This window comes from Streptomyces sp. NPDC056224, from assembly GCF_042267665.1.
In the GTDB taxonomy this organism is placed as follows: Bacteria; Actinomycetota; Actinomycetes; order Streptomycetales; family Streptomycetaceae; genus Streptomyces.
Genome location: NZ_JBHJTK010000037.1, coordinates 62,983 through 69,778, shown reverse-complemented (window position 1 = coordinate 69,778; position 6,796 = coordinate 62,983). Strand labels below are relative to the sequence as shown.

Genomic DNA, 6,796 nt, shown 5'->3' with positions numbered 1-6,796 from the left:
GGCCCCTCGCCAAGGCGAGGGGCCGGCGCGATTCTCATGACGTGACCATCGACTGGCTCCCCGATCGCGGCATCCGCCGGGCGATCCTCGCCCTCGGCGCGGCCGGCCTGACCGTCATCGCCACCGGCGCCCTCCTCGAGGCTCTCTGGCTGCTCGGCCTCGGCGTCTGGGCGGTGATCGCCGCGATGGTGATCGAGCTCGTCTACCGCCCCTAACTGCCGATTGCCCCGGTTGCGCTAGTCCTCCGGCGTCCGCGCCGTACGAGGACCCGGGCCGTGCCGTCCTGGAGCGCGACGACCGTGGGGCGGCCCACGCTGCTGTAGCCAGAGGCCATGCAACTGGATGGACGCCGGCCGGCGCGGTCGTCCCGGTTACTTCGGGTCGCGGTTGAACTGTGCCGTCGACCAGCGGAAGCCGAGCGCGGTCAGGCCGACGCACCAGGCGATCGCGATCCAGCCGTTATCGCCGATCTCGGTGCCGAGGAGGAGGCCGCGCAGGGTCTCGATGGCGGGGGTGAAGGGCTGGTACTCGGCGATCGGCTGGAACCAGCCGGGCATGGTGTCGGCCGGGATGAACGCACTGGAGATCAGGGGGAGGAGGATCAGTGGCATGGCCATGTTGCTGGCCGCCTCGGGGTTCGGGCTGGCCAGACCCATGCCGACCGCGATCCAGGTCAGCGCCAGGGCGAAGAGCACGATGAGCCCGAATGCTGCCAGCCACTCCAGGACGGTTGCGTCTGTGGAGCGGAAGCCGATGGCCGCGCCGACGGCGCCGACGAGGACCACGCTCATGACGGATTGCAGCACGCTGCCGACGACGTGCCCGATGAGTACCGAAGGGCGGTAGACCGCCATCGTGCGGAAGCGGGCGATGAGGCCCTCTGTCATATCCATGGAGACGTACACCGCGGCCCCGATCACGGTGCTGCCGATGGTCATCAGCAGCAAGCCCGGGACGATGTAGGCGATGTAGTCGGAGCGGTCGGCGCCGCCCCCACCGATGCCCGCGCTCATCACGTCGCCGAAGATGTAGACGAAGAGCAGCAGCATCATGATCGGCGTGAGCAGCAGGTTCAGGGTCCCCGACGGATAGCGCCACGCGTGCAGCAGGTTGCGGCGCAGCATCGTGTTGGAGTCGCGTACAGCGAGAGAGAGTGCGCTCATCGGGCTGTCTCCTTGGGCTGGTTGGGGACGTTGGCCGGGATGGTCAGGGCGAAGAACACGTCGTCGAGGTCCGGAGTATGAACGGTCAGTTCGTCCGCCTCGATGCCGGCGGAGTCGAGCCGGTCGAGAATGGAGCGCAGTTCGCGCTGACTGCCGTCGCTGGGGATGGACAGCGACAGTGCCTCGTCGTCCCGGGTGACCTCGCGCAGGGCGTCAGCGGCGGACTGGTACGCGACCGGGTCGGTGAAGCGGAGCCGGACGTGCCCGCCCGGGACGAGCCGCTTGAGCTCCTCGGCGGTGCCCTCGGCGACGATCTTTCCGTCGTTCAACACAGCAATGCGGTCGGCCAGTTCGTCGGCCTCCTCCAGATACTGGGTGGTGAGGAAGACGGTCACGCCGTCGGAGACGAGGCCGCGGATGATGCCCCACATGTTGTGGCGGGAGCGGGGGTCGAGCCCTGTCGTCGGCTCATCGAGGAAGATGATCCGCGGGTTGCCGACCAGCGTCATCGCGAGGTCGAGGCGGCGCTTCATGCCGCCGGAGTAGGTCGAGGCAGGCTTCTTCGCGGCCTCGACCAGGTCGAAGCGCTCAAGGAGTTCGCGGCCGACCCGCCGCCCCTCGCTCTTGGGTAGATGGTGCAGGTCCGCCATGAGGAGCATGTTCTCCTCGCCGGTGATCAGTCCGTCGACGGCGGAGAACTGCCCGGTGACACCGATCGCGGCACGGACCGCCTGTGGGTCGGCGGCCAGGTCGTGACCGCCGACGTGCAGGTCACCGGTGTCGGCGGTGATGAGCGTGGACAGGATCTTCACGGCGGTGGTCTTGCCGGCGCCGTTCGGGCCGAGCAGCGCGAACACGGACCCGGCCGGGATGTGCAGATCGATGCCGTCGAGGACGAGCTTCTCGCCGTAGGACTTGCGTAGTCCGACGGCGGAGACAGCGGTCGGCGACGGGCGACTGTCCACCCGACTGGATGTGGGCATGACAAATGAAGGCATGGCGACTTCCCTTTCGAAGGCAGGAGACGCAGGGGGATGCTGTTTCGGAATTCGGCTCAAGCGAACGTCTGTGACGGCACGTCAGTCATGCGCATCGTCATGGGGAGGGTGTCGATCGCCCTGCCGCGGAGACTTGACCGTCGACGGTGTTGCCTGCGTCGGCAGGGCTGAGTCGGGCCTCGCCGGGGCTGCTCGGCCCACCTCGGCGGGCAGGATCTGCGGCGGCCTCTGGTAGTCGGTCGAACCGCATTTGTTCGCGCCGCGCCGAAGCGATGAGCCGTGCGTGCTATGCCCGCTGAGGTGAGCGGTGGAGGCTACTTCCCGGCCGTGCCGGGTTCCCTGTTGAGGGATTCCTGGTAGGCGTCCGCATAGGTCGGAGAGTCCTTGATCAGGTCGTCACAGAACGCCGCGACGTCGCTGCCGATGAGTTGCAAGACGCCCTTGCCCGCTGCGACGCCCTCCTCGAAGAAGTCGACGATCCCGGGGAGCAGGGGCCCATCAGGCAGGTCGATCGGTCCGACCTTGAACAGGTACTTCTGCATCTCCTTGTAGACGATCTGGTAGTCCGGCGGAAGGGCCTTGACCCGAGCCTTGTGCGCCCGCCACTGCTTCTTGCCCTCGATGATGTCCTGGATGCCCATGTCAGCCTCCCAGCCTGCTCAATTTCCTGGCGACGTTCCTGTTCAACTGCTCGCGCCAGCGGTCGCGATAGGTTCGGGCCCCTTCGCCGCCGGCCAGTGCCGTGCAGAAGCCCCGGATGTCGTCGCCGAGCACCTCCTGGACGCTCTGCCCGTCCGCCGCCGTTTCTTCGAGCAGTCCCAGGGCGGCGTCGAGGATCGGCATCAGGTTGCGGCCGGTGAAGTCCCCGTGGGGGAGCAGGCCGACCTTGATCTGTTCCCACGCCGCCCGGTAGTCACCCGGCAGGGCGGCGGCCCGGGCTTCGAACGCCTTCCATTCCCTGGTGAGATCGCTGCCTGTGATGGTCTCCCAGAAGTTCATCGCCCGCCCTCCTTGAGCTTGTCGATGCGTGATGAGACGTACTGCCATTTCGCCCAGAACTTCGCGAGCTCCTCGCGGCCCGCGTCGTTGAGCGCGAAGAACTTGCGCGGGGGACCGACCCCGGATGGTCGCTTCGTCACCTGGACGAGTCCGTTCCTCTCCAGTCGCAGCAAGATGGTGTACACCGTCCCCTCGATGACGTCGGTGAAGCCCAGCTCGTTCAGCTGACGGGTGATGGCGTACCCGTAGGTCTCCTCGCGGTCGATGATCTCGAGCACGCACCCTTCGAGCGTGCCCTTCAGCATCTCCGTCAGGTCGTCCATCTCAAGTCTTCCTCCTCGGCGTCACCGGTACTGCGTAGTACCGAGTACAGCTATACGGTATCACCGAGTAGTGGAGGGTGCCAGCAATCGGCGAACAGGGACCGGCCCCTGCGATCCGCGCCGCTGCCGGCCTCGAGCGTCTGCCCTCGAGCTGATCGCGATCGAGTGGTGCAAAGCGTCGTCGTCGACCACGTACACGTCCCGGCGCCGCTGCGGATCGCGTCCGCACGGGACGAACCCCCGGCGCTTCGCCTACACGTGGGGGTGCCGCGACCCCGAGCACTACGCCGTTCCCCACGTGCTCGACCTCCGGAGGGAGTCCGGCGGGGCGGGCACCTGGCCCTCCGGCCACGGCGAGACCGTGTGCTTGGGTGCGCAGCTGGCCCGTGTCGAGATGCGGGTCGCGTTCTCCGCGCTTCTCGAGTGCGTTCCCACGCTGCGCATGGCCGTACCGGCCGCGGAGGTTGTCCTGCGTCCCGAGACGCGGGACATCTGCGGGGTGAGGTATCTCCCGGCCGCTTGGGACGCGTGACCGCGAGCCAGTGACAGGTGACGCCGTCTACGGTCGTCCGCCACCGCTGGGGTGCCCGCCTGCGTCGATCGTGTCTGCGGCGCCGTACTGGGACGGTGAACAGACCCCTCGCCGTGCCATGCGGGTCGACCTGGAAAGATGGCGCCCTCGCCCACCCCACTCCACGCCGCAGCCAAGGGAATTGTGACGGTCCGAGAAGAGGCGCGCCTCGCAGATCGCTCCCGGGTGCTCATGTCATGCGTTCAGTTGGGCGCGAATGAGCGAGTCGAGCCGTTCCCACGCCGGGGACGAAGCGTTGACCCTGCCCTGGATGAGGGCGGGGATCTCGGAGTCCGTATCCAGCCCGGGCCGTTCGTCGGACCCGTAGCGCTCCCGATTCGCCTCGGCGATACGGCGGGCGAGGTCGTCGAGGCGCGGGTCGTCGGCGTCGAGGTCGTGCGCGTGGTCGTAGCCGAGGAAGAGCTGCCGTAGCGCCGGGTCGGCCAAGATCTGGGCCTGGTCGTGAAACAGGGTGATCGCACGGTCCGGGTGGGTGGCGAACACGAGGATCCACAAGTCGCGTTGCAGGTCCACCCATCGAGGCGTGAATCCCCAACGGGCCAGGTCCTCCAGATGGGCGACGACTTCGCCGGGGAGCGGTACCAGCCGCCCGGCGGCGAGCCGGTGCAGCCGCCCCTGTGTTTCCTGCAGGCTGCGGATGCGGGCGCCGAGTTCGTCGTCGATCTCTCCCAGCGCCTGCCGGAATTCCTCGTCGCTTGCCGCTCTCAGATCCCGGATACGAGCCAGAGGGACGCCGGCTTCTGCCAGTGTCCGGATCTTGATCAGTTCGACGGCGTCGTTCGCACCGTACCGCCGGTAGCCGGACGCGTCGCGGTCGGGTTCGGGGAGCAACCCCTTGTCGTGGTAGACGCGGACGGTCTTGATCGACACTCCGATGTAGCCGGCCAGCTGTCCGATGGTGATCACGCGCTCATCGTCCCACTTGACCTTGCCCCAGGGGCAAGGTTGCAGCATGGCGTCATGGAGAACACGAATCCCGATCGGGAGACCCTCCGCGACCTGGCCGACGAGGGCAACGAGACCGCGCTGGACCGGCTGGCCGACCTCGCGGACGCGGCCGGAGACCTCGCGGAGCTGAGCGACCTGTTGGACGAAGGATCCCGACACGCCGGGTTCCTACTCACCCGACGCGCGGTGGCAGCCGGTGACCTGCGAGAGCTGCAACGGATCTCCGATGCCGGATACGAAGATGCCGGAACGGAGCTGGACCGGCTGCTGCAGGCACCGGGCGGTCATCAGGGCTGACGATCCGCCCGGCCGCCGCACCTACGCGATCTCAGCTCGGATGGCTACGCGTCGCGATCGTCCATGACCACTTCTTCCCGCATCTCACCATGAAGACATGAAGAAGCGCAGGCGGCGAACGTGCCTTGGCGTGGCCCTAGACGCCGATGTCCCGGCTCCGGTAGTCCTGCAGGGTTTCCCGCCGGACAAGGAGCCGGGCAGTGCCCTCGTGGACGGCGACGACGGCGGGGCGGCCGACCAGGTTGTAGCCGGATGCCATGGACAGCTGGTAGGCACCGGCAACCGGAACGGCGAGCAGGTCGCCGGGGCGGATGTCGCCGGGCAGGTGCACGTCGGCGGCGAGGACGTCGCCGGCCTCGCAGTGGCGGCCGACGACTGTGGTCGTACGGGGTCCGGCCGCCGAGTGGCGGCCGATCAGGCGGGGCGCGTAGCGCACCCCGTACAGGGCGGGCCGGGGGTTGTCGCTCATGCCGCCGTCGACGGCGACGAACACCTTCTCCCCGGTGTGCTTGACGGCGAGCACCCGGTACAGCGCGACTCCGGCCGGCCCGACGACGGCCCGCCCGGGCTCGATGAGAAGCCGGGGGACGGTCAGCCGGGCAGCGGCGCAGCCCTCAGTGAGCTCCGCCCGCAGCCGTCGGGCCAGCGCGGTCAGGTCCAAGGCGGGTTCACCGGGCCGGTAGGCAATGCCGTGACCGCCGCCCATGTCCAGCTCGGGCAGGACCACGCCGTGCGCGTCACGGACACGCGCCATCAGCCCCACCATCCGGCGCAGCGCGACCAGATAGGGCTTCACGTCGGAGATCTGGGAGCCGATGTGGCAGTGCAGGCCGGTCAGTTCGAGCTGCGGCTGGCCGAGGATCCGCGTGACGGCGTGCTGCGCACCCCCGTCGGTGAGGGACAGACCGAACTTCTGGTCGTCCGTACCGGTGCGGATCTTGTCGTGCCCGCCGGCCGAGACGCCTGGCACCACCCGCACCATGACCTTCTGGCGCCCGTCGGGGCCGACGGCGGCCGCGATCCTCGCGATCTCGGACGGACTGTCGATGACGATCCGCCCCACGCCGAGGCGGAGCGCCGCCGCCAGGTCGCGGGGCGACTTGGCGTTGCCGTGCAGCACGATGCGCTCGGGTGGGAAGCCGGCGGTGACGGCGAGCTCCAGCTCCCCGGCGGAACAGACGTCGAGGCCCAGTCCCTCCTCCCGCACCCAGCGCACCATGGCGCGGGACAGGAACGCCTTGGCGGCGTACAGCACGTCGGCGTCCGGGAACGCGTCCCGGTAGGTCCGGCAGCGCCCGCGCACCTCTCCCTCGTCCAGCACGTAGGCCGGTGTGTCGAACCGGTCGGCGATCTCGGTGAGGGGTACCCCGCCGACGGCCAGGCCGCCGTGCGGGAGTGGCGTCATGGACGCGGGCCATATGGAGAGTTCACGCGCGTCGGTCGGTATGGCGGAGAGGGCGGTGATAGTCATGTGTG

At 68.6% G+C, this 6,796-nt stretch carries 10 protein-coding genes; 3 read left to right on the top strand and 7 right to left on the bottom strand.

Annotation, left to right across the window (positions count from 1 at the left end; all coding sequences use genetic code 11):
- On the top strand, positions 1–215 hold a 215-nt coding region (locus ACFCZ1_RS30335), incomplete at its 5' end, for a hypothetical protein (RefSeq protein ID WP_376681462.1).
- 156 nt (positions 216–371) lie between these two features.
- Here ACFCZ1_RS30335 and ACFCZ1_RS30330 read toward each other — a convergent pair.
- From ACFCZ1_RS30330 to ACFCZ1_RS30310, 5 genes are all read right to left on the bottom strand, one after another.
- A complete protein-coding gene (locus tag ACFCZ1_RS30330; protein WP_266845872.1) occupies positions 372–1,163 on the bottom strand; it encodes an ABC transporter permease in 792 nt (263 codons plus the stop codon).
- Complete coding sequence (locus tag ACFCZ1_RS30325; protein WP_376681461.1) at positions 1,160–2,146, bottom strand: ATP-binding cassette domain-containing protein; 987 nt, start codon at positions 2,144–2,146, stop codon at positions 1,160–1,162. Before ACFCZ1_RS30325 ends, ACFCZ1_RS30330 begins: the two co-directional genes overlap by 4 nt.
- 329 nt (positions 2,147–2,475) lie before the next feature.
- Entirely contained in the window at positions 2,476–2,802 is a 327-nt protein-coding gene (locus tag ACFCZ1_RS30320) for a DUF1048 domain-containing protein (RefSeq protein ID WP_376681460.1), read from the bottom strand.
- Position 2,803: 1 nt separating this feature from the next.
- Positions 2,804–3,160 carry a DUF1048 domain-containing protein gene (locus ACFCZ1_RS30315; RefSeq protein ID WP_266845869.1) on the bottom strand — a complete coding sequence of 119 codons (357 nt, stop codon included), beginning with the start codon at positions 3,158–3,160 and terminating at the stop codon, positions 2,804–2,806.
- Positions 3,157–3,483: a PadR family transcriptional regulator gene (locus tag ACFCZ1_RS30310; RefSeq protein WP_266674586.1), complete on the bottom strand. Its 327-nt coding sequence runs from the start codon at positions 3,481–3,483 to the stop codon at positions 3,157–3,159. The genes ACFCZ1_RS30315 and ACFCZ1_RS30310 overlap by 4 nt, the downstream gene beginning before the upstream one ends.
- Positions 3,484–3,781: 298 nt before the next feature.
- Between ACFCZ1_RS30310 and ACFCZ1_RS30305 the strand changes: the two genes are divergently transcribed.
- Positions 3,782–4,015, top strand: a complete 234-nt coding sequence (locus ACFCZ1_RS30305; RefSeq protein WP_376681459.1) for a hypothetical protein — start codon at positions 3,782–3,784, stop codon at positions 4,013–4,015.
- 234 nt (positions 4,016–4,249) lie between these two features.
- Here the strand turns inward: ACFCZ1_RS30305 and ACFCZ1_RS30300 are convergent, their stop codons facing one another.
- Positions 4,250–5,029 carry a MerR family transcriptional regulator gene (locus ACFCZ1_RS30300; protein ID WP_376681458.1) on the bottom strand — a complete coding sequence of 260 codons (780 nt, stop codon included), beginning with the start codon at positions 5,027–5,029 and terminating at the stop codon, positions 4,250–4,252.
- Positions 5,030–5,035: 6 nt separating this feature from the next.
- On the opposite strand from ACFCZ1_RS30300, the gene ACFCZ1_RS30295 reads away from it, so the two are divergent.
- Complete coding sequence (locus tag ACFCZ1_RS30295; RefSeq protein WP_376681457.1) at positions 5,036–5,320, top strand: hypothetical protein; 285 nt, start codon at positions 5,036–5,038, stop codon at positions 5,318–5,320.
- 136 nt (positions 5,321–5,456) lie between these two features.
- Here the strand turns inward: ACFCZ1_RS30295 and lysA are convergent, their stop codons facing one another.
- On the bottom strand, positions 5,457–6,791 hold the full coding sequence (gene lysA / locus ACFCZ1_RS30290) for a diaminopimelate decarboxylase (protein WP_376681456.1): 1,335 nt from the start codon (positions 6,789–6,791) through the stop codon (positions 5,457–5,459).
- Positions 6,792–6,796 lie beyond the last annotated feature (5 nt).

Coding starts and splice junctions, on each gene's coding strand:
- ACFCZ1_RS30315 (WP_266845869.1), bottom strand. CDS start 3,160: ATGAACTTCTGGGAGACCATCACAGGCAGCGATCTCACCAGGGAATGG.
- ACFCZ1_RS30300 (WP_376681458.1), bottom strand. CDS start 5,029: ATGCTGCAACCTTGCCCCTGGGGCAAGGTCAAGTGGGACGATGAGCGC.
- ACFCZ1_RS30310 (WP_266674586.1), bottom strand. CDS start 3,483: ATGGACGACCTGACGGAGATGCTGAAGGGCACGCTCGAAGGGTGCGTG.
- ACFCZ1_RS30330 (WP_266845872.1), bottom strand. CDS start 1,163: ATGAGCGCACTCTCTCTCGCTGTACGCGACTCCAACACGATGCTGCGC.
- lysA (WP_376681456.1), bottom strand. CDS start 6,791: ATGACTATCACCGCCCTCTCCGCCATACCGACCGACGCGCGTGAACTC.
- ACFCZ1_RS30325 (WP_376681461.1), bottom strand. CDS start 2,146: ATGCCCACATCCAGTCGGGTGGACAGTCGCCCGTCGCCGACCGCTGTC.
- ACFCZ1_RS30320 (WP_376681460.1), bottom strand. CDS start 2,802: ATGGGCATCCAGGACATCATCGAGGGCAAGAAGCAGTGGCGGGCGCAC.
- ACFCZ1_RS30295 (WP_376681457.1), top strand. CDS start 5,036: ATGGAGAACACGAATCCCGATCGGGAGACCCTCCGCGACCTGGCCGAC.